We start from the raw sequence: 20,619 nt of genomic DNA, 5'->3' as shown, positions 1-20,619 counted from the left end.
GGCGCGGGTCAGGGCCGCCACCCGGAGGCGGCCAGCCAGGTCGGCAGATCCTGCAGGCCGGGGTGCTCGGCGCGCAGGGCGGCGATGTCGAGTGCCTCGTCGGGGCGCTCGTTGAAGAAGGCGAACATCTTGGCGACCTGCTCGTCGAAGGCGCGGACCGCCTCGATCGGCACCTGGAAACTGCGCGCGGGCAGGCCTGCCGCGACACCGAGCGCCTCGGCGATCTGCGGCGGGGTGAGGCGGTCGCCGGCAAGGGACAGGGTGCGCCCCAGGTAGTCCGCAGGGCGGGTGAGAGCCAGTGCGGCGAACTCGCCGATGTCGCGGACCGAGATCAGTGACATCGGAATATCGGCGCGCACGGCCAGATTCAGGACCAACGTGCCCGAATCGTGGAGGACCGGGCGGTTGAACGAAGCGAAGTTGTCCATGAAGAACACCGGCCGCAGGATCGTCGAGGGGATCTCCTGTGCGGTGAGGTAGGCCTCGAGATGCTCCTTGGCCGCGTAATACTCCACGCCCGAGTTCTGGCCCGCCCCACGCAGGGAGCTGTACACCAGGTGCTCGATACCGCTGTCGCGAGCCAGGTCGATCACCGTTTCGCCGCGGCGCTGTTCGGCCGCGATACCCGCTTCGGTGATGTTGACGCCCTCCATCATGGTCAGCATCAGAAACACGCTCCGGCTACCGTCGAGAGCGGCCTTGACGCTGACCTCGTCGTCGAGGTCGCCCACCACAAGCTCGGCGCCCTCGGCCTGCAGCGCCTTCGCGGCCGCCGACTCGGGGTTTCGCACGAAAGCCCTGACCTGCCTGCCTTTTCCGAGTAGCGCCCGGCTCGTCGCCCGGCCCTGCTGACCTGTCGCACCGATGACCAGAACGGGTCCGTTGTTGGTACTCATCGTCGTACTCCCTTGTCGTGGATGACCTTTCGTAATCACCTCGTGAATACGACGGTAAAGCGGTGCGCTCCGCCGGTCCTGGCACCGATACTGCTACCCAGAACATCACTGTTCGTAGAGACGAACGGAGCGTCATGAGCGAGAATCGCCGCGCGGAACTGGCCGCCTTCCTGCGCGCCCACCGCGCCAGGCTGCATCCCGCCGACGTCGGCCTGCCCGGCGACCTCGAACCCGGCCGCCGCCGCACCCCCGGCCTGCGCCGCGAAGAGGTCGCTGAGTTAGCCGGGGTAAGTCTGACCTGGTACACCTGGCTCGAACAGGGGCGCAGGATCAGCACGAGTTCGCAGGTAATCGATGCTCTCGCAAGGGCTTTGCGGCTCGATGAACCCCAGCATCGACACCTGCGCAGACTCGCCGACCTCGCCGAACCGAAACTCACGGCCACGCCAGCGTGTGGCGCCGACCGACTGCAGCGGCTGGTCGACGCACTGTTGCCGAGCCCTGCGGTGATTCACGACGCGAGGTGGGACTTCGTCGTCTGGAATCGTGCTTTCGCGCTGGTCAGAACCGATCCGGAGCGGTTGGCGCCCGGACAGCGAAACCTGTTGTGGTGGATGCTGACCGACCCGGCCGACCGAGCGGCGATGCGAGACTGGGAACGCGCCGCCCGCGCGATCGTCAGCCAACTTCGCGTCGTCGTCGGCTCGCGCCCCGACGACGCCCGCCTGGCCGGCTTGGTCGCCGCGCTCACCGGTCACAGCGCCGAGTTCCGCGCCTGGTGGGCCGGCTACGAAGTCGCCGAATTCCGCCCGACCACACTGGGTCTCACACATCCGACGGCAGGCGAGCTCGAGCTCGAACTGTTCCAGCTGCGCCTCGTCGAGGACCCCGACCTGCTGCTGGTCGTGCAGCGTCCCGCCACCGACGACGACCTGCGCCGCGTGTGCGCGCTTCTCGATAATTCCTGATCAGGGCAGGTATTGCGGCGGTGGATTTCAGCATGTGCCGAGCGTAGGTCGCGGTGCGGCGCAAGGAATCACTCTCGAGAGTGAGGTGCGATGGACTGTTCGTCGGACACACTATGACGTCGTGGGACTACCTCGGAAACATCCGTCGCCGCTGGACGCGGTGATCGCCGCTGCCGTGACGGTCGCCACTGTCGTGCCCGCGCTCGTCGTCGGGGCTACGTGGTGGGTTGTCGTGTTGTCGGTCCTCGCGTCGGCACCGGTGTTGTGGCGGCGGGTGGCTCCGGTGGGTGTGCTGTGCGTGGTGGGCCCGGCGATCACCGTGCTCGGCTGCGTGCACGCGTTACCGGTGCTGCCGTTCGGGACGGTGGTCTGCGTGTACACGATCGCGGCGTACTGCACCGCGCGGCAGCGGCGGATGACCTTCGCGCTGGTCGCGGTGGGGATCCTGGTATCGCTGTTGGTGCCACGCGAGACCGCCGACTCCTACGCCTACGCCGCGATGTCGTTCATGACAGCGTGGGCACTCGGGTCCGGGGTGCGGGCGAAGCAGGCCCAGATCGACGCACTCGCCGAGCGGACCCAACGCCTCGACGACGAACGCGACGCCGCCGTGGTCCGCGAGCGCTTACGGATCGCCCGGGATATGCACGACGGGCTCGCGCACACGGTCGGTGCGATGATCGTGCGCGCCGAGACCGGTCCGCTGCTCGATCGGGCAGGCGCCGACGCGGCCTTCGCGGCGATCGCCGACGGTGGGCGCGATGCGCTGCGGGAGCTGCGACACAGTATCGGCGCGCTCCGCGAGGACGATCCGCCGCATCAGCCGGGGGTGGCCGCCATCGCCGACCTCGTCGCGCTCGCCGAACACGGTGGTCTGGCCGCTCATTTCACCGAACACGGAGCACGCGTGCCGATTTCACCGCAAGCCGATGCGGCCGCGTACCGGATCGTGCAGGAGGCGTTGACCAATTCGGGCAAGCACGCGAAGGCGACGCGGGTCGAGGTGGCGCTGAGCTGGTCAGCGGGTCGGCTCGGCGTCCGCATCGCCGACGACGGCACCACGGCGAAAGACGATCGAGTGGGTGACACGACGGGCTTCGGTTTGGTCGGCATGCGCGAACGGGTCCACGCGTGCGGTGGCGTGCTGCGGGTGGGGCCGACGCGTTCGGGCTTCGTGGTGTCGGCCGATCTGCCACTGGCGCAGGGGAGTTGACGATGCGCGTGCTCGTCGTCGACGACCAGGAACTGTTCCGCACCGGGTTTCGGCTCATCCTGGAATCCGAAGCCGACATCGAGGTGGTGGGGGAGGCCTGCGACGGTGTGGAAGCAGTGACGGCGGCCCGGCGGCTCACCCCCGATGTGGTGGTGATGGACGTGCGCATGCCGCGACTGGACGGGGTGGCCGCCACCGCGCGGATCTGCGCGGAGACGACGGCGAAAGTACTGGTACTCACCATGTTCGACATCGACGAATACGTCTATGCCGCTTTGCGAGCGGGTGCGAGCGGGTTCCTGCTCAAGGACGCGCGCCGGGCGGAATTGATCAACGGAGTGAGGGTTGTCGCTGTCGGCGACGCGCTGCTGGCGCCCTCGGTGACGCGGCGGCTGGTCGCCGAGGTCGCCGCCCGCGCGCGCCCGCATCCCCAAGCGTCCGCGCAGCTGGCCATGTTGACTCCACGCGAACACGACATCCTGCGAGAACTCGCCGCGGGCCGTTCGAACACCGAGCTAGCGGCCAGGCTGGTCGTCACCGAACACACCGTGAAAACCCATGTCAGTTCCGTACTTTCGAAGCTGGGCTTGCGGGATCGGGCGCAGGCGGTGGTGTTCGCCTACGAATCCGGAATGGTGGCTCGAGGGGACAACCAACTGCCGGGCAGCGCGCACTGATCTCACTCGCGCGAGGGAGGCGACTCCGCTCGTGCGGGCGATGCGCGAGAACCCCCTCCGCCGTGACGATTGTCGGGTGACTTCTACTGAAAAGATTGTGCGCGAAGGGTTCTCCGGGCGGGTCGTTCGGCGAGTTACCGGACGGCTGACCGCGGTGTGGTCGGCCGCCACCGTGAGTTCGGCGGTGCTGTGGAGTTTCGGCACCGGCCTGCATCCGATTCCCGGCATCGCCTTACTCGCGCCACTCCCGGTGCTGTGGCTGGCCACACGCCAGTCCGCCCCGGCGGCGTCCGCGGCGGCGGCGCTGTCCTGGCTCGGCGGCAACATCGGATACTGGTCCTACTTCACCGAGACTCTGGAACAACCGGTAGCGACCGCCGTCGCCCTGCTGATCGGCAGCGCACTCACCTTCGGCGCGTGCGTGGCGCTCTTCCGGAAACTGTTGATGCAGGGCAGATTCGGGTGGGCAGTCGTCGCGCTACCCGCCGCGTGGACAGCCGCGGAATTTCTGTTCGGGATGGTCGGCGGGATCGGTGCGTGGTGGAGTATCGGATATTCACAAGCCGAGGTGGGGCCGATCGTGCGCATCGCTTCGGTGGCCGGGGTGTGGGGCATCAGCTTTCTCGTGCTGGGGGTGCCGGCCGCAGTAGCCGCAGTGATCGCACACCGCGGCCCGCGCGCGCCGGGTAGACCGCAGTCGTCGCGGTCGGCGTTGGCGGGCATGGCGGCCCTCGCGCTGATCGCCGCGATCGGGGCGGGCCAGTGGTGCTCCACCACGGCGAGTGACGGTCCGGTGGCGCGGGTCGGATTGGTCGCGCTCGCACAGCCACCGATGTATGTCCCGATCGCGTCGCCCGACGGTGCGCGAATGGTCGCCGACGCGATCACCGCCATCGACCAGCTCGCCGATCAAGGCGCGCAAGTCATCGTGTTCTCCGAGAAGGCCTGGCACGCACGCCGATCCGAACTCTTCCTCTTGCGCGACCCGCTCACCGCCGTCACTCTCCGCCGTGGCGTCCACGTGGTCATAGGCCTGGAATTCGAGCAACCCGAGGGCACCGTCAACGCCGCCATCGCCTATCCGGGCGAAACCATCTATGCCAAGCGCTATCTCGTCCCCGGACTCGAATCCGAATTACAGCGCGGCTCGGTCGCTGTCCGGATCCCCGGCCGCTCCTGGGCGCTCACCATCTGCGCCGACCTCGACCGCCCGGCCCTGGTACGGCAGAACCGCACCGACGGGGCGACGCTACTCCTGGCTCCCGCACTGGATTTCAGCGTCGACCACTGGTTACACAGCCGGATGGCAGCAGTACGGGCCGCCGAATCGGGCATCGCCATCGCCCGCCCCGCCCAGCTCGGCGAGTTGACCGCCATCGACGCCCGGGGCACCGTTCGAGCGTCGGTCCGCACCGACATCACCGAAACCCATACCGCACTGGCCGACATCCGCACCGCTGACGGTCACACGCCCTATGCCCGATGGGGCGATTGGTTCGGCGCACTGTCCATCGCGCTGACGGTGGCCTGCGGACTCGCGGCTCTGCGTCGCCCGGCCGATCGACCGAGGAGACCGCGAGAACAGCTCGATCAGTCCAGTTCGGGCCACTCATCGGCGACGATCAACCGGTCCGCCGCCAGGAGCAGCCCGTAATGCGCGGCGATCACGCCGGGCGGATAGGTCGGCCAGAACGAGACGGCCCCGGTCGCCTTGTCGATGACGTACACCGAGCCGCCGATCGGGATCGGTCGATCCGGTGGCGCGTGTAACGGCTGCACCGCGAACACGGCGAAACCGTCGGCGAATTCGACGATCTTCCGATCGTGCCCCGGCTGATCAGCAGGAAGGTATTCGGCCGCCACTCGCGTGGCCTCGGCCCGGTCGACCGGCGTCAGCGCGTCGGTCCGATATGCATGGATGTCCACGATGTTCACTCCTCGCGGCGATTGTCGTCGCCCAGGGTGGGATCGCGGGTGAAAATGAGCGAGCCCGGCGTCCCTGCTCCCCCCTCCTGGAGCAGGCCCGGCCGGGCTCGCGAGAAAAGTGTCGCGCGCGGGGCCAGCAGGATCCCTAAGAGTCACTTAACGCCGACGTTGTCATCGGCGCGATTCACCGCGATACCCCCGTATGACGGACAATTCCTGCGGTGCGCACTGCGCGCGCCTGTGTACCAGGGACGGGCTGGCCGAGGTGCTGGCCACCGATCGCGGGCTCCTGCACTGGCGGGCGATGCGCAGTCTCAGCGATGCGGGGCTGGCCGAGCACGCGGTCCAGGAGACGTTGCTGCGCGGCTGGCGTTCGTGCCGCGACTTCGACAGCCGCAAAGGCAGCGTGCGGACGTGGCTGCTGGCGATCGAACGCAATGTCATCATCGACATCGTGCGGGCCCGCGCGGTGCGACCCGGCGATGTGGGCTGGGACGACATCACCGAGGTGTCCGTCAACGGAAGACCGGATTTCGCCGACGGACTGGTCGACGGACTGCTCGTCGACCAACTGCTGTCGCGGCTCCCGGAACCGCAGCGCGCGGCGGTGACCGAGGTGATCCTGCACGACCGTGGATACCGCGAAGTCGCCGCGGACCTCGGTGTTCCGGTCGGGACGGTGAAGACCAGGGTCCACTATGCGCTGCGATCGCTGCGGCAATTGCCAGAAGTTGCCTGACTTCGATCGCTGATCGCTCGGCTGGGCACCCGACCAGCGTCTTTTGATACTTCCATCCGGTTACAGTTCGGTAACTGTGCTTGCCCTGTGGTTGCCAACGTTGCAAGAGTGAACCACTGGGTTTGGTGTTACCAGGTGTTACCAATGGGAAGGGAGGGGTGCTCCGTCCCCGGAGCACCGACCGAACATGCAACCAAACATCATCAAGGCCGGAATCTGCTCGACCGTGTCCGCCGCGGTGGTGGTGTCGCTGTCGGGCTTGGTCCCCGTGACCGCCCACGCCGCCCCGGAGCCGGCGACCAGTGAGCAGCTCGCCGGTAAAACGATCTTCCTCGACCCCGGACACCAGGGGACCGCGCACACCGAGGACCTGAGCCGCCAGGTCGACAACGGCCGCGGCGGCACCAAGGACTGCCAGACCACCGGGATGACCTCGCTCAACGGGATCCCCGAACACACCATCAACTGGGACGTCGCGCAGCTCGTGCAGGCGTCGCTGAAGGCGCTGGGCGCCGAGGTGGTGCTGAGCCGTGCCGACGACACCGGCTGGGGCGGCTGCGTCGACGATCGCGCCCGCGCGGCCAACCAGTCCGGCGCCGATGTGGCGGTGAGTATCCACGCCGACAGCGCGGGCCCCGACCAGCACGGATTCCACATGATCGTGCCGCAGCTGCCGATCCCCGACCCGATCGCCGACAAAGCACAGTCCGGTGGTGGACGCCTGGTGTCGAGCGCGGTCCGCGATGCCTACCTGGCGGCCGGGTTCTCGCCCGCGAACTACGCGGGCGTCAAGGCGGGCCTGCAGACCCGGGAAGACGTGGCGGGCCCGGCGCTGACGCAGGTGCCGATGGTGTTCGTGGAGATGGGCAACGGCGCCAACGTCGACGATGCCGCCCGCCTGGAATCGCGCGAAGGTCAGCTCGAGCACGCGGTCGCCATCACGACAGGCGTCGTCGGGTTCCTGCTGAACAAACCGATCCCCGCCTTCGCCGCCGCGCCGCTACCCGCCCGGGTGCCGGTCGCGACCACGACCCAGACACCGAAGCGCGCACCCGCGGCCGACTCCACCCAGACCCCCGCGCCGTCGTCATCCAGCGCACCGAGCCCGGCTGGGAGCCCGAACGCAGCTGTGGCCCCGACCGAGGATCCGTCGGCCGAGCCGACAGCACCCGGACCTGCCGGAGACCAGAACGGAGCTTCCGCACCGGCCGAGGATCCGACCGGCGCAGGCACTCCCGCCGAGGGCGCGACCGCAGGTCCCACGCCCACCTCGACACCGGACCCCGAGACGAACGCACCGGCACCGGCCCAGCGATCTGCCGAGGAGTCGACATCGACGACCGGCACCAAGACGCCGACTCAGCCGCCCGCGCAGGAGCAGGCCCCGGCGCGGCTTCCGAGCGGGTCCAGTGATGACACGCCACCCGCCGAGGAACCGGCCACGAACGCACCCCTCGCACCGGCACCCGCGCAGGTCCCCGCCCGTGCCCCGATCGCCGATCCGGTTCCGGTAGCCCCGGTCCGCACCGCAGCCCCCGGCGCCCCCGCCCGTACGGCCGAACCCGAGGCTCCCGCCACCACTCCCAAGAAGCGTGGCACAACCCCCAAGACAGAGTCGCCTTCGAACGAATCCGAGCTCGACCTGAGCACGCTCGGCGGCCCGATCACCACCGTCATGACCCTGTTGATGCCCCTGGCCCAAGCCCTCGGCATGGACGAATCGACCATCCCCGGCCAGCTGATCAACCTGGTCTACACCCTGGCAGGCATGGTTTTCGGCCCCAGCTGACAGTAGCCCCGAGCGCACCGCCCACCCCTGCTACGGGGTGGGCGGTGTGCTGTGCGGCGGCAGTCGGGGCACGTTCCAGCTCGTAGTCGGTCGAGCCGCAGGTCGCCTCACCGCAGGTCATCCGGGGTGCGACGTCGACTCCTGCGGTGGATGCACGGACGGGCCGACGTCGGTGCGGTGGCGAAGTGGCAGCATGGGCCGGGTGATTCCTGTCGTGATCGTTGCTGGGTTTCTCGGCTCGGGAAAGACGACCCTGCTCAACTACCTGCTGCGCAACAACCGGGGCACCCGCATCGGGGTGGTCGTCAACGACTTCGGCGCGGTGAACATCGACGCGATGCTGGTGGCCGGGCAGGTCGACGCGATGGTCTCGCTCGGCAACGGCTGCGTGTGCTGCGCGGTGGACGTCTCCGAACTCGACGACCTGTTCGGCCGGCTGGCCCAACCCCGCAGCGCGGTCGACGTGATCGTCGTGGAAGCCAGCGGCCTGGCCGAGCCCCGCAACCTGATCCGCATGGTGATCGCCAACCCGAACCCCCGCATCGCCTACGGCGGATTGGTCGAGGTGGTCGACGCAGAACAGTTCGCCTCGACCAGTGCCCAACATCCCGAGCTGGTGACACACCTGCGAATGGCCGATCTGGTCCTGGTGAACAAGGCCGACCGGGTCACCCCCGAAGCGCTGACCGCCCTACGCGCACAGATCACCGACTGGGTCGACCAGGTCCCGGTCTACGCGACAACGCACGGCCGCATCGACCCCGGCCTGCTGTTCGACGACCGCGACCCGGAACAACCGAAAGTGGCCCAGCAGTTGAGCTTCGACGCGCTGCTCGACGACCACGATCACGACGCCCCAGACCACCACCATCTCCACGACGACTACGTGTCCGTCTCGTTCACCAGCGAGCGACCACTGAATCCCCGTGCACTGGTGAGCTTCCTGGAAGATCCGCCGCCAGGCCTGTTCCGCGCCAAGGGATGTGTGGCGTTCGCGGTAACGGGGGAGCGGCGCAAGTTCGAATTACACGTGGTCGGCAGACACATCGTCTTCACACCCGGAACCTGGGCACGCGGCGAACAACGCACCTCGAACCTGGTGCTCATCGGCGCCGGCCTGGATGCCGACGCCGCACTGAAACGCCTGCACGACACCATCTTCGACGGCGATACACCGATGGACGAGCAGTCGATGCTCGGCGTGTGGCGCTACACCCCGAGTGCGGACTAGCCGCAGGCGTTGACCCATTCCGACAGCCCGTCGGCGAACAGCTGACGTTTCCAGATCGGCACCTCGTGCTTGATCCGGTCGACCAGCTCGGCACACACCGTGAACGCCTCGGCCCGGTGCGGCGCGGCCACCGCAACGACGATCGCCAACCCGCCGATCGTGAGTGGCCCGACCCGATGGGTCGCCGCGACCGGAAGTCCGCTCGCCTGCGCCACTTCCGCGCAGATCGCATGTAGGAAGCGCTGCGCCTGGGGGTGCGCGGAGTACTCCAGCGAACTCACCTCCTGCCCACCGTCGTGGTTGCGCACTTTGCCGGTGAACACCACGACAGCGCCGAATTCCGGCCCGTCGACAGCCTTTTCGACGACGAGGGGGTCGAGGTCGGAATCGCTGATGGTCGCCAGCCGAACCGCACCGAAGTCACTCATGATTGCCGCCTCCGGCTACTTGCGCGAGCAGATGATCCAACAGCGGTTCCAGCACCGCGATCCCGTCCTTCACCCCGCCGGGCGACCCGGGCAGGTTGACGACGACGGTCCGACCCGCCAGCCCGGCGACGCCACGACTCAACGCGGCGAGCGGGAACTTCGCGGTCCCACGCTGCCGGATCGCCTCGGCGACACCGGGCAGCTCACGGTCGAGCACGGCATGGGTGGCCTCGGGTGTCGCGTCAGTGGGGGAGGCGCCGGTGCCGCCGGTGGTGACGACGAACGCGGGCTGCTCGCTCAGCGCGTCGGCCAGTCCGGCGGCGATGTCGGCATCGGCGTAGACGAGCGGTCCGCGCACCGAGAAACCTTGGGCGGCAAGCCAATCGGCAAGAACTGGGCCAGTGGTATCGGTACGGGTGCCGGCCGCGCTGCCGGTGGACGCGACCACGACGACGGCCGTTCGCGAAATATCCTGTGCGCCGGCAGGTTCAGCGTCGGAGAGTTCTGCCACCTCGGCAATGTCGAGAGCGCCCGCGATGCAGTGGGCTCGAACATCCGCGACGGCGGTGGTCACTGGCGGCGCGGACTCGACTCCGGCGGGTGCGGCGTCGGCCGGAGTCGGCACGGATCCACTGTCGCCCCGGACCTCCGGTCGCACCCAATGTCCGTGCTTGCCACCTTCTTTGGTGACCAGCCGCACCCCGTTCATCACTGCGGCAGGATCCACCGCCTTCACCATGTCGTGCAGCGTCAGCCCCGCCACGGCGACAGCGGTCAACGCTTCCATCTCGACCCCGGTGGGCCCCTTCGTCTTGGCGGTCGCCTCGACAGTGATGGACGTCTCGGTGAACCCGAACTCCACCTTCACCGACGACAACGCCAGCTGATGGCACAGCGGAATCAGCTCGGAAGTCCTTTTCGCACCGGCGATCCCGGCCAACCGCGCCGTCGACAACACATCGGCCTTCGGCATCCCCTCGGCCCGCACCAGCGCGATCACCTCGGCCGTGGTCTGCAATTCGCCTGCGGCGACAGCGATCCGGGTGGTGTCGGCTTTCGCGCTGACATCGACCATGCGCGCCCGACCCTCACGGTCGACGTGGGACAACTCGCTCATAGGGACAAGATTCGCACAGGGGCACCGGCGGCCAGCGAGGTGACCTCGGCAGGAACGTCGACGAGCACATCGGCCCAGGCCATCCCCGCGATGAGATGCGACCCGGGGCCCGAGATCACTTCGACCCCGTCCTCGGTCAGCAACCCACGCAGATACTGGCGACGACCGGCAGGGGAGCGCACCGGGGTCAGCAGGGTCACCTCACGGCTCACCACTTCCGGCAGTCCTGCCAGCGCGCGCACGGCGGGCCGGGCGAAGACGGCGTAGGAAACCATCGTGCTCACCGGATTCCCGGGAAAACTGAGCACGGGCACCTCGTCGACCACGGTGTACCCCTGCGGCCCGCCGGGTTGCACCGCGACCGACCCGAAGGTGCCACCGAGCGGCCCCAACACATCCTTGACCACCTCGAAATCGCCCTTGGACACCCCACCGGAGGTGAAAACCAGGTCGGCGACGGCGGTCGCGGCGTGCAGCACCGAGGTGAACAGGGCTGGGTCGTCGGTGCTGTGCGCGATCTCGACCACCTCCACCCCGTCGGCCTGCAACGCGGCGGCCAAGGCGATGCCGTTGGAGTTGTAGATCTGGCCGGGTGCGAGGGTGCTGCCCGCGGGCTGCAATTCGTCACCGGTCGTGATGCAGACGGCACGTAGTCGAGTAAGCACCGGGACAGCAGGTAAGCCGACAGCCGCCAGCGCCGCGATGTGCCGGGGCGCGAGCACCGTTCCCGCTCGCGCGACCAGCTCCCCGGTTCGCACATCGGTTCCGGCCTCGCGCACGAATTCCCCACGCCCACGGCCACGTTCGATGACGATCCGTCCCTCGCCCGCCTGCACGTCCTCGACCGGCACCACGCAATCAGCGCCGGGTGGCATCGGCGCACCGGTCATCACCTTCAACGCCGAACCCGCCGGCAAGGCATCGGTGCCCGGCTTCCCGGCCGCGACCACGCCGACAACGGGCAGGGTCACGGGCGTGACGGCGACATCGGCCGCGCGCACGGCGTAACCGTCCATCGCCGAGTTGCGGAACACCGGCAGGTCGATCGGCGACACCACATCGGCCGACAGTGTGCGCCCGAGCGCGTCGGGAACCGGCACCTGTTCGTCGGGCCGGTCGGCGAGGTGGGCCAGCAGCGCGGCGACGGTGTCGCGGTACTCGTCGACGCTGCGTGCCGACGCGGTGGCGGGCCGGGGAGTCATGTAGCCAGCCTAATAGGCGCTCTCGGGCGGAGACGGTTCCGCGTCGCTCACGGTGGCGAGTGCCCCGCGGTGAGCTGACGAGTTCGCGACGAATCGGCCCGGCGCCCCGAATGTGACGGGCCCTACGGGTCATACTGGAAGGATGACGCTGGTCCAGATGGGGATTCCCGCTGTGCGCTCGGAGCGGCCGTCCCTGGACGGCAGGCCCGAGACGCCGTTCCTCGTCGACCGCTTCGGCCGGATCGCGCGCGACCTGCGCGTGTCCATCACCGAGAAGTGTTCGCTGCGCTGCACCTATTGCATGCCCGAAGAAGGCCTGCCGCCGATCCCGCGCGAGGAACTGCTCACCGCCGACGAGATCGTGCGCCTGGTGTCGCTTGCCGTGCGCGAGTTGGGTGTGAAGGAAGTCCGGTTCACCGGTGGCGAACCGCTGATGCGCCGCGAGCTGGAACAGATCATCGCGGGCTGTCACGAGGCGGTGCCCGGCACGCCGCTGGCCATGACCACCAACGGGGTCGGCCTGGAACACCGCATCCACAAGCTCGCCGCCGCCGGTCTGACCAGGGTCAACGTCTCCCTCGACACCGTCGACCGGGAAGATTTCACCCGCCTCACCCGCCGCGATCGCCTCGAATCGGTCCTCAACGGCATCCGTGCCGCGCGCGACGCCGGCATGGCTCCGGTGAAGGTCAATGCCGTGCTGATGCGCCAGAACCTGGAGGGCGCGGCCGACCTGCTCGCCTGGTGCCTGGCCGAACAGGCCGAACTCCGATTCATCGAGGAAATGCCCCTCGACGCCGACCACGAGTGGGCCCGCGACAACATGGTCACCGCCGCCGACCTCCTGGAAGTCCTCGGCGAACGCTTCGCTCTCACGCCGACCGCCCGCGCCGACCCGTCGGCCCCGGCCGAGAAATGGCTGGTCGACGGCGGTCCGGCGACCGTCGGCATCATCGCCACGGTCACCCGCAAGTTCTGCGACAGCTGCGACCGCACCCGGCTCACCGCCGACGGCATGCTGCGCTCGTGCCTGTTCAGCGACCAGGAATTCGACGTGCGCACCGCGTTGCGGGCAGGTGCCGACGACGACGAGGTCGCCGAACTGTGGCGCGGCGCGATGTGGCAGAAATGGGCCGGTCACGGCATCGATGCCGCCGGTTTCGTCCCCCCGGAACGCACGATGGGAGCCATCGGTGGTTGAGGTCCGCTATTTCGCCGCCATCGCCGACGCGGTCGGCAAGAACACCGAATTACTCGACCTCCCCGCAGGCGCCACCGTCGCCGACCTACGCGCCACCCTCGCCGCCACCTACGGCTCCGACGTAGACGGCCTCGTCGGCGTCTGTGCCTTCCTGATCGGCGACGAACTCACCCGCGACCCCTCCGCCATGCTCCGCGACCGAGTAGACGTCCTCCCGCCCTTCGCCGGCGGCTAGCCGTGGTCCAGAGCAAAGCCCCCGACGTACCGACCTATCTCGCCGAACTCCCCGACGGTCGTCGCGAGGCCGTCACCAGGTTGCGTGACCTGTGCCTCCAGGAGCTGCCCGGCTTCACCGAGGTGATGGCCTACGGCATGCCCACCTACGAACGCGACGGCACCCCCGAAGTCGCCGTGGCCAGCCAGAAGCACTACATCTCCGTCTACCTGCTCCGCTCCGACATCCACGAAGCCTTCACCGACCGCCTCGCAGCCCACGACATGGGCAAGAGCTGCCTACGCTTCCGCAAAGAACCGGACTACGACTTGGTCCGAGACCTGTTGCGCGCCACCGCATCCGGTGACGGCGCGGTGATCTGTTGATCCGCAACAGGATTCGCGCCGCATCGTAGACCTCGCTACGCTCCTCGACGTGCCGGGGCCCGGCGTGCGTTTCGAGAAAGTGTGTGTGCGGTGTCGCTGGGGATGGTCGTGGTCATGGTGGTGATGGGCGTGCTCGCGTATCAGCGCGGGTTCAACCCGTTCGCGTGGATTCTCGCTGCGGGGTGCTTGGGGGCGCTCGTGTTGTTCTTCCTGCCCTCGGCGAGGGAGGCCGGTCTCGATGCCGAGGCCAAGCGGGTGCGTACACAGCGCGGCAACCTGGTCGGGGGCTGCTTGACCGGGCTGACGTTGCTGGCCTGTCTGGTCGGGTTCGTCGTCGGACTGACCGAGGCGATGTCGGCCTAGCGCCACCAGGTGTCGAGCGGGGTGACCGGGACGGTGCGCTTGTGGCGGGTGTTGGTGAAGATCGTTTCCAGTCGGGTCGCCACCTCCGCGGTGACGTCCTTGCCTTCGAGGTAATCGTCGATCTCGCTGTAGCGCAGGCCGAGGGCGTCCTCATCGGCCAGCGCCGGGCGGTCGTCCTCGAGGTCGGCGGTGGGGACCTTGGACCAGATGCTCGACGGGGCGCCGAGTTCCTGCAGCAGGGCTGCGCCCTGGCGCTTGGTGAGGCCGGTGAGGGGCGTCAGGTCGACACCGCCGTCGCCGAACTTGGTGAAGAACCCGGTCACCGCCTCGGCCGCGTGATCGGTACCGACCACCAGCAGGCTTTCCTGACCTGCGAGGGCGTACTGCGCGACCATCCGCTCACGCGCCTTGATGTTGCCGCGCACGAAATCGCGCAACCGCTCGTGATCCAGCGCGCCCGCGACCTCGATGCCGATCGCGTCGGCGCTGGGCCGGATGTTCACCACGACCGTGCGATCGGGGTCGATGAAGTTCAGGGCGATCTGCGCGTCGTGCTCGTCGGCCTGCACGCCGTAGGGCAGTCGCACGGCGAGGAATTTGGCCTCGACACCGTCGGCCCGCAACTCCTCGACGGCCAGCTGGCACAGCCGCCCGGCCAGCGCGCTGTCCTGCCCGCCACTGATCCCGAGGGCGAAACCCTTGGCCGGGGTGGTGGCCAGGTAGTCCTTCAGGAAGTCGACGCGCTGCCGGACCTCCTGCTTCGGCTCGATCTCGGGCAGCACACCCAATTCGGCAATGATCTGTTCACGCAGTGTCCCCATGCGGTCTCACTGTACTTGGGAGACAGGCGAAACGAGGTGGCGAACGAGCCATTCCCAGTTGTCGCCGATCTGTTCGCGCGAGTAGCCGAGCACCTCGACCTGGTGGATCACCAGGGCCGCCGACAGTGAGGACAGCAGCGTGTCGGCGATCAGCGGGATCTCACCGTCGATCCGGGTCGCGCGCAACAGCAGCACCACATGCGCCTTGTGCAGGGCGTACGGTCCGGCACCGAAACGCCCGTCGGCCTCCGCGGCGCGGTGCAGATCGCCTTCGACCTCGATGTCGAGCAGCCGGGTCCGCCCGAACGCGATCAGCCGGTCGACCGGGCTCGCCCCCGGCCCGAGTGGCGCTGGCCCGAACATGAACGCCGCCTGGAACTTCTGTTCGGAGTGGTCGAGCAGGGCCAGCATCAGCCCGGTCCGATTGCCGAACCGGCGGAAAACAGTCCCCTTGCCGACCCCCGCTCGTTTGGCGAGCGCGTCCATGGTGAGGCCGTCGACACCGTGTTCGCGCACCAGCTGCTGCGCCGCGTCGAGCAGTAGCGCGCGATTACGGGCGGCGTCGGCGCGTTCGACCGGCTCCGCGCTGCCCGGCAGCGGCTGCCCGATTCCCAGCAGCAGCGGCTCGTCGGACCTGGGTGTGCTGGAGCTCACGCCGCTCACTAGCCCTCCACGGGAAGTAATCGGACCGCAGTCCGGTTGATGCTGGATGAAACTTGGATCACCCCACTGAGTACACCAGGAGTCGCCATGAGCGAGACCCGCATCCTCACTCTCGTCGGAAGCCTGCGCGCGGGCTCCATCAACCGCCGCCTGGCCGAGGCCGCCGCGCAGACCGCGCCCGCCGACGTCGCCATCACCATCTACGAGGGTCTCGGCGAGCTCCCGTTCTACGACGAGGACCTGGACGTGCCCGGTGCGGTGCCCGCGCAGGCCGAGGCCCTGCGTGCCGCCGTCGCCGAAGCCGATGCCCTGCTGCTGGTAACTCCCGAATACAACGGCACCCTGCCCGCCGTGCTGAAGAACGCCATCGACTGGGCCTCGCGCCCGTACGGCGCCGGTGCGATCAAGGGCAAGCCGGTCGCGGTGGTGAGCGCGTCGATCAGTCCGCGCGCCGCGGCGTGGGCGCACGGCGACGCGGTCAAGTCGGTCGGCGTGGCGGGCGGCATCGTCGTCGAGTCGGCCACCGCGCAGTTCGCCACCATCGGCGAGCGCTTCGGGCAGACGCATCCGGCCCGCGACGCGGAGGCGCTGTCCCAACTCGGCGCGACCGTGCACGAGTTGGTCGCGGCGGCGAAGGGCGCGCGGATCTCGGCGTAAGCTGGGCCTTCGAACAGGGGCGTCGCATCCATCGCGGATGCGACGCCCCTTCGCTGTCCGCGAAGTTTGCTGAAGACTCGCCGGGAGACGAAATTGTGATCTGAACCACCGTTTTCCCTGCTGGCCGGGCGCCCGTCCTGGGACTTACCGCGTAGGAATTACATCGGTGCGACTCGCAACACCTTGTGTTGTTCCCATCTGTCGGACACTAGGTGTAGTGTCTGTCGTACTGGAAGACGGTGTGGAGCCACCACTGATCGGGCCCAAGGGAAGGGGTTGCGAGCAGGGCTTTCTCCGCCAGATCCAGGAGTTTGCGCAGCATCACCCGTTCGTGCATTGCATACGGATCACTGGCTGTGGATCAGGCATAGAGAGAGGGACTCCCAATGACCGTCACCGTGTACACCAAGCCCGCTTGCGTGCAGTGCAACGCCACCTACAAGGCTCTCGACAAGGTCGGCGTGGACTACGACGTCATCGACATCTCGGAGAACGACGAGGCGCGTGACTTCGTCATGGCGCTGGGTTACCTGCAGGCGCCGATCGTCGTCGCGGGTGACGATCACTGGTCGGGCTTCCGTCCCGACCGCATCAAGGCGCTCGCCGTCGCGGCTGCATAATAGTCACCGACGCGAAGCGTTCTTCAGATGCGCATGGCCGGAGCGCAGGCGGAGGTACGCGTAGTTTCGCGCCGGTTCGCCGGTAAGGAGGCGCCATGCCCGAGCAGACGACTCCGGGCGGGCTGGTCTACTTCTCCAGCGCCTCGGAGAACACTCATCGTTTCGTCGAGAAGCTCGGTCTCCCGGCAACTCGACTTCCACTACACACCACTGCTGAATCGCCGCGGATCGACGAACCCTACGTGCTGATCACCCCCACCTATGGTGGTGGTCGACACGTCATGGGCGGAGAACGTCCCGACAAGGACCTCGTTCCACGGCAAGTCGCCAAGTTCCTCAACGACCCACACAACCGCGCACTGCTGCGCGGGGTGATCGCGGCCGGAAACACGAACTTCGGCGATACCTATTGCGTTGCAGGAGACATCATCTCGCAAAAATGCGGGGTGCCGTATCTGTATCGCTTCGAACTCATGGGAACCGCTGAGGACGTCGCGCGCGTCCGAGAGGGATTGGGATTGTTTTGGCAACAGCAACCACAGCACCGGCAGGCAAGTCAGCACGCCTAGAGCAGTCGGCGGTGCGGCCCGACGCGGGCGAGGTGGTCATGGACTACCACGCCCTCAACGCGATGCTGAACCTGTACGGCCCCAACGGCGAGATCCAGTTCGACAAGGATCGCGAGGCCGCGCACCAGTACTTCCTGCAGCACGTGAACCAGAACACCGTCTTCTTCCACAACCTGGACGAGAAGCTGGACTACCTGGTCAAGGAGAACTACTACGAGCCGGAGGTGCTCGACCAGTACGGTCGACCCTTCGTCAAGCAGCTGTTCCAGCAGGCCTACGCCAAGAAGTTCCGGTTCCCGACCTTCCTCGGCGCGTTCAAGTACTACACCTCGTACACGCTCAAGACGTTCGACGGTAAGCGGTACCTGGAGCGTTTCGAGGACCGCGTCTGCATGGTGGCGCTGACGCTGGCCGCGGGCGACGAGGTGCTGGCGAGCAACCTGGTCGACGAGATCATCGACGGCCGCTTCCAGCCCGCCACCCCGACGTTCCTCAATTCCGGCAAGAAGCAGCGCGGCGAGCCCGTGAGCTGCTTCCTCCTGCGTATCGAGGACAACATGGAGTCCATCGGGCGCTCCATCAACTCCGCGCTGCAGCTGTCCAAGCGCGGCGGCGGTGTCGCCCTGCTGCTCAGCAACATTCGTGAGCACGGCGCGCCGATCAAGAAGATCGAGAACCAGAGCTCGGGTGTCATCCCGATCATGAAGCTCCTCGAGGACTCCTTCTCCTACGCGAACCAGCTCGGTGCGCGTCAGGGTGCGGGCGCGGTGTACCTGCACGCCCACCACCCGGACATCTACCGCTTCCTCGACACCAAGCGCGAGAACGCCGACGAGAAGATCCGCATCAAGACGCTGTCGCTGGGTGTGGTGATCCCGGACATCACCTTCGAGCTGGCGAAGAAGAACGAGGACATGTACCTGTTCTCGCCGTATGACGTCGAGCGCATTTACGGTGTGCCGTTCGCCGATGTGAACGTCACCGAGAAGTACTACGAGATGGTCGACGACAAGCGCATCCGCAAGTCCAAGATCAAAGCGCGCGAGTTCTTCCAGACCATCGCTGAGCTGCAGTTCGAGTCGGGCTACCCCTACATCATGTTCGAGGACACGGTGAACCGGGCCAACCCGATCAAGGGCAAGATCACCCACTCGAACCTGTGCTCGGAGATCCTGCAGGTCTCCACCCCCTCGGAATTCAACGACGACCTGTCGTATTCCAAGGTGGGCAAGGACATTTCGTGCAACCTCGGTTCGCTCAACATCGCCAAGGCGATGGACTCGCCCGACTTCGGTCAGACCATCGAGACCTCGATTCGCGCACTCACCGCCGTCTCGGACCAGACGCACATCTTCTCGGTGCCCTCGATCGAGCAGGGCAACAACGAGTCCCACGCCATCGGCCTCGGCCAGATGAACCTGCACGGCTACCTGGCACGTGAGCGGGTCCACTACGGCTCCGAAGAAGGCGTGGACTTCACCAACATCTACTTCTACACCGTTGTCTATCACGCGATTCGGGCCTCGAACCTGATCGCCAAGGAGCGCGGCACCGCCTTCGGCGGCTTCGCCGACTCCAAGTACGCCAGCGGCGAGTACTTCGACAAGTACACCGAGCAGGCCTGGATTCCCAAGACCGACAAGGTGACTCAGCTGTTCACCGACGCCGGCGTGCGCATCCCCACCCAGGACGACTGGCGCCTGCTCAAGGCCTCGGTGCAGGAATACGGCATCTACAACCAGAACCTGCAGGCCGTCCCGCCGACCGGCTCGATCTCCTACATCAACCACTCCACCAGCTCGATCCACCCGGTGGCGTCGAAGATCGAAATCCGCAAGGAAGGCAAGATCGGCCGCGTCTACTACCCGGCCCCTTACCTGGACAACGACAACCTCGAGTACTACGACGACGCTTACGAAATCGGCTATGAGAAGATCATCGACACCTACGCCGCGGCCACCCAGCACGTGGACCAGGGCCTGTCACTGACGCTGTTCTTCAAGGACACCGCCACCACCCGCGACCTCAACAAGGCGCAGATCTACGCCTGGCGCAAGGGCATCAAGACGCTCTACTACATCCGCCTGCGCCAGATGGCCCTCGAGGGGACTGCCGTGGAGGGTTGCGTTAGCTGTATGCTATAATGCCTCGGTAAAATTCGGCATTGGGGGGAAATGAGTAAGCCACGAAGTGGTGTTATTTACGGAGTTCGCCTCCGTGCTGAATTTGATTACCGGTATATCGGGCTGACAACGAAGTCGGAGAATGTTCGGCTTCGACAGCACTTCCACGTCGCCCGTGCGGGTCGGAAGACTCCCTTCTATGACTGGCTGCGCAAACAGAATCGCGATGATGTAGTTGCCGACGTCCTCGATTGGGTCTATGGCCTGAACAATCTGGGGCGCGCGGAGATTGACTGGATTGCGTATCTGCGGAGAGAAGGCCAGCCGCTGCTCAATCTGGCCGAGGGTGGACTCGGACCAAACGGTGTGGTCTGGACTGCGGAGATGCGGGAGGCCGCGCGGATTCGCGGGACTGGCCGTCCGGGCGTACACCGGTTCGGTGCCGAGGCTCCGTTCTACGGGCGTACGCACTCGGCTGCACAACGGGCGAAATGGTCGGCCGGGCGAAGCCAATCCAAACTATGGGAAGTTCGGTCCAGAACACCCCGGATTCGGCCGCGTGATGTCGCAGGAGCAGCGCCTGCGCCTATCTGAGATGAGAACCGGCGCAGGAAACCCGAACTACGGGCGGACAGCCAGTGCCGAGACTCGGGCGAAGATGTCTGCTGTTCGGAAGGGGCGACCGATGCCCTCCAGTAGGCGTAACGCACACACCCGCCATCACACGAATAAGGCTGTGTTCAAAGAATCCTGTGCGTATTGCATCGAGGACCAGGCGAAGCAGAACGCTCCCGAATCTGAAGCGGATAGCTGAAC

The 20,619-nt window shown here is 67.1% G+C and carries 23 protein-coding genes; 16 read left to right on the top strand and 7 right to left on the bottom strand.

Annotation, left to right across the window (positions count from 1 at the left end):
• Positions 1-8: 8 nt before the first annotated feature.
• Positions 9-896, bottom strand: a complete 888-nt coding sequence (locus ACFWUP_RS12565) for an NmrA/HSCARG family protein (RefSeq protein ID WP_379233611.1) — start codon at positions 894-896, stop codon at positions 9-11.
• A gap of 134 nt (positions 897-1,030) precedes the next feature.
• Here ACFWUP_RS12565 and ACFWUP_RS12560 point away from each other — a divergent pair, with 134 nt between their 5' ends.
• The 4 genes from ACFWUP_RS12560 to ACFWUP_RS12545 all read left to right on the top strand — a co-directional run bounded on the left by ACFWUP_RS12560 (position 1,031) and on the right by ACFWUP_RS12545 (position 5,408).
• A complete protein-coding gene (locus ACFWUP_RS12560; RefSeq protein ID WP_379233609.1) occupies positions 1,031-1,864 on the top strand; it encodes a helix-turn-helix transcriptional regulator in 834 nt (277 codons plus the stop codon).
• A 121-nt stretch (positions 1,865-1,985) separates the two neighbouring features.
• Positions 1,986-3,077, top strand: a complete 1,092-nt coding sequence (locus ACFWUP_RS12555; RefSeq protein ID WP_379233607.1) for a sensor histidine kinase — start codon at positions 1,986-1,988, stop codon at positions 3,075-3,077.
• Positions 3,074-3,754 carry a response regulator gene (locus ACFWUP_RS12550; protein ID WP_379233605.1) on the top strand — a complete coding sequence of 227 codons (681 nt, stop codon included), beginning with the start codon at positions 3,074-3,076 and terminating at the stop codon, positions 3,752-3,754. Before ACFWUP_RS12555 ends, ACFWUP_RS12550 begins: the two co-directional genes overlap by 4 nt.
• A gap of 76 nt (positions 3,755-3,830) precedes the next feature.
• A complete protein-coding gene (locus ACFWUP_RS12545) occupies positions 3,831-5,408 on the top strand; it encodes a nitrilase-related carbon-nitrogen hydrolase (protein ID WP_379233603.1) in 1,578 nt (525 codons plus the stop codon).
• Here the strand turns inward: ACFWUP_RS12545 and ACFWUP_RS12540 are convergent.
• On the bottom strand, positions 5,345-5,680 hold the full coding sequence (locus tag ACFWUP_RS12540) for a hypothetical protein (RefSeq protein ID WP_379233601.1): 336 nt from the start codon (positions 5,678-5,680) through the stop codon (positions 5,345-5,347). The genes ACFWUP_RS12545 and ACFWUP_RS12540 overlap by 64 nt on opposite strands.
• Before the next feature lie 202 nt (positions 5,681-5,882).
• On the opposite strand from ACFWUP_RS12540, the gene ACFWUP_RS12535 reads away from it, so the two are divergent.
• The 3 genes from ACFWUP_RS12535 to ACFWUP_RS12525 all read left to right on the top strand — a co-directional run bounded on the left by ACFWUP_RS12535 (position 5,883) and on the right by ACFWUP_RS12525 (position 9,439).
• Entirely contained in the window at positions 5,883-6,419 is a 537-nt protein-coding gene (locus tag ACFWUP_RS12535) for a sigma-70 family RNA polymerase sigma factor (RefSeq protein ID WP_379233599.1), read from the top strand.
• 187 nt (positions 6,420-6,606) lie between these two features.
• Complete coding sequence (locus tag ACFWUP_RS12530) at positions 6,607-8,208, top strand: N-acetylmuramoyl-L-alanine amidase (protein ID WP_379233597.1); 1,602 nt, start codon at positions 6,607-6,609, stop codon at positions 8,206-8,208.
• A 193-nt stretch (positions 8,209-8,401) separates the two neighbouring features.
• The gene (locus ACFWUP_RS12525; protein WP_379233595.1) at positions 8,402-9,439 is read left to right on the top strand and encodes a CobW family GTP-binding protein; all 1,038 of its coding nucleotides are present in this window, start codon (positions 8,402-8,404) and stop codon (positions 9,437-9,439) included.
• Here the strand turns inward: ACFWUP_RS12525 and ACFWUP_RS12520 are convergent.
• From ACFWUP_RS12520 to glp, 3 genes are read right to left on the bottom strand one after another with little or no spacing between them, the layout of a single operon-like run.
• Positions 9,436-9,867, bottom strand: coding sequence for a molybdenum cofactor biosynthesis protein MoaE (locus tag ACFWUP_RS12520; protein WP_379233593.1), 432 nt, complete (start codon positions 9,865-9,867; stop codon positions 9,436-9,438). The genes ACFWUP_RS12525 and ACFWUP_RS12520 overlap by 4 nt on opposite strands.
• Positions 9,860-10,984: a bifunctional molybdenum cofactor biosynthesis protein MoaC/MoaB gene (moaCB, locus tag ACFWUP_RS12515; protein WP_379233591.1), complete on the bottom strand. Its 1,125-nt coding sequence runs from the start codon at positions 10,982-10,984 to the stop codon at positions 9,860-9,862. The genes ACFWUP_RS12520 and moaCB overlap by 8 nt, the downstream gene beginning before the upstream one ends.
• Positions 10,981-12,186 carry a gephyrin-like molybdotransferase Glp gene (gene glp, locus ACFWUP_RS12510; RefSeq protein ID WP_379233589.1) on the bottom strand — a complete coding sequence of 402 codons (1,206 nt, stop codon included), beginning with the start codon at positions 12,184-12,186 and terminating at the stop codon, positions 10,981-10,983. The genes moaCB and glp overlap by 4 nt, the downstream gene beginning before the upstream one ends.
• 142 nt (positions 12,187-12,328) lie before the next feature.
• On the opposite strand from glp, the gene moaA reads away from it, so the two are divergent.
• From moaA to ACFWUP_RS12490, 4 genes are all read left to right on the top strand, one after another.
• The gene (moaA, locus tag ACFWUP_RS12505) at positions 12,329-13,387 is read left to right on the top strand and encodes a GTP 3',8-cyclase MoaA (RefSeq protein ID WP_379233587.1); all 1,059 of its coding nucleotides are present in this window, start codon (positions 12,329-12,331) and stop codon (positions 13,385-13,387) included.
• On the top strand, positions 13,380-13,622 hold the full coding sequence (locus tag ACFWUP_RS12500; protein ID WP_379233585.1) for a MoaD/ThiS family protein: 243 nt from the start codon (positions 13,380-13,382) through the stop codon (positions 13,620-13,622). Before moaA ends, ACFWUP_RS12500 begins: the two co-directional genes overlap by 8 nt.
• 2 nt (positions 13,623-13,624) lie before the next feature.
• On the top strand, positions 13,625-13,987 hold the full coding sequence (locus ACFWUP_RS12495; RefSeq protein ID WP_379233583.1) for an iron chaperone: 363 nt from the start codon (positions 13,625-13,627) through the stop codon (positions 13,985-13,987).
• Between the two features lie 90 nt (positions 13,988-14,077).
• Positions 14,078-14,350 carry a hypothetical protein gene (locus ACFWUP_RS12490; protein WP_379233581.1) on the top strand — a complete coding sequence of 91 codons (273 nt, stop codon included), beginning with the start codon at positions 14,078-14,080 and terminating at the stop codon, positions 14,348-14,350.
• Here ACFWUP_RS12490 and nadE read toward each other — a convergent pair.
• Positions 14,347-15,171 carry an ammonia-dependent NAD(+) synthetase gene (gene nadE / locus ACFWUP_RS12485; RefSeq protein ID WP_379233579.1) on the bottom strand — a complete coding sequence of 275 codons (825 nt, stop codon included), beginning with the start codon at positions 15,169-15,171 and terminating at the stop codon, positions 14,347-14,349. The two genes, ACFWUP_RS12490 and nadE, sit on opposite strands and share 4 nt — an antisense overlap.
• Positions 15,172-15,177: 6 nt before the next feature.
• Positions 15,178-15,825, bottom strand: a complete 648-nt coding sequence (locus ACFWUP_RS12480; protein WP_379233577.1) for a TetR/AcrR family transcriptional regulator — start codon at positions 15,823-15,825, stop codon at positions 15,178-15,180.
• Between the two features lie 96 nt (positions 15,826-15,921).
• On the opposite strand from ACFWUP_RS12480, the gene ACFWUP_RS12475 reads away from it, so the two are divergent.
• The 5 genes from ACFWUP_RS12475 to ACFWUP_RS12455 all read left to right on the top strand — a co-directional run bounded on the left by ACFWUP_RS12475 (position 15,922) and on the right by ACFWUP_RS12455 (position 20,617).
• A complete protein-coding gene (locus ACFWUP_RS12475; RefSeq protein WP_379233575.1) occupies positions 15,922-16,491 on the top strand; it encodes an NAD(P)H-dependent oxidoreductase in 570 nt (189 codons plus the stop codon).
• Between the two features lie 386 nt (positions 16,492-16,877).
• The gene (gene nrdH, locus ACFWUP_RS12470) at positions 16,878-17,111 is read left to right on the top strand and encodes a glutaredoxin-like protein NrdH (protein ID WP_067449291.1); all 234 of its coding nucleotides are present in this window, start codon (positions 16,878-16,880) and stop codon (positions 17,109-17,111) included.
• A gap of 95 nt (positions 17,112-17,206) precedes the next feature.
• Complete coding sequence (nrdI, locus tag ACFWUP_RS12465; RefSeq protein ID WP_379233573.1) at positions 17,207-17,680, top strand: class Ib ribonucleoside-diphosphate reductase assembly flavoprotein NrdI; 474 nt, start codon at positions 17,207-17,209, stop codon at positions 17,678-17,680.
• Between the two features lie 38 nt (positions 17,681-17,718).
• The gene (nrdE, locus tag ACFWUP_RS12460) at positions 17,719-19,824 is read left to right on the top strand and encodes a class 1b ribonucleoside-diphosphate reductase subunit alpha (RefSeq protein ID WP_379233804.1); all 2,106 of its coding nucleotides are present in this window, start codon (positions 17,719-17,721) and stop codon (positions 19,822-19,824) included.
• 541 nt (positions 19,825-20,365) lie between these two features.
• Positions 20,366-20,617 carry an NUMOD3 domain-containing DNA-binding protein gene (locus ACFWUP_RS12455; RefSeq protein ID WP_379233802.1) on the top strand — a complete coding sequence of 84 codons (252 nt, stop codon included), beginning with the start codon at positions 20,366-20,368 and terminating at the stop codon, positions 20,615-20,617.
• The last annotated feature ends 2 nt before the right edge of the window (positions 20,618-20,619 follow it).

It is taken from the genome of Nocardia sp. NPDC058658 (assembly GCF_042716665.1).
GTDB lineage: Bacteria > Actinomycetota > Actinomycetes > Mycobacteriales > Mycobacteriaceae > Nocardia.
This window is presented reverse-complemented; position numbering and strand designations above follow the sequence as displayed.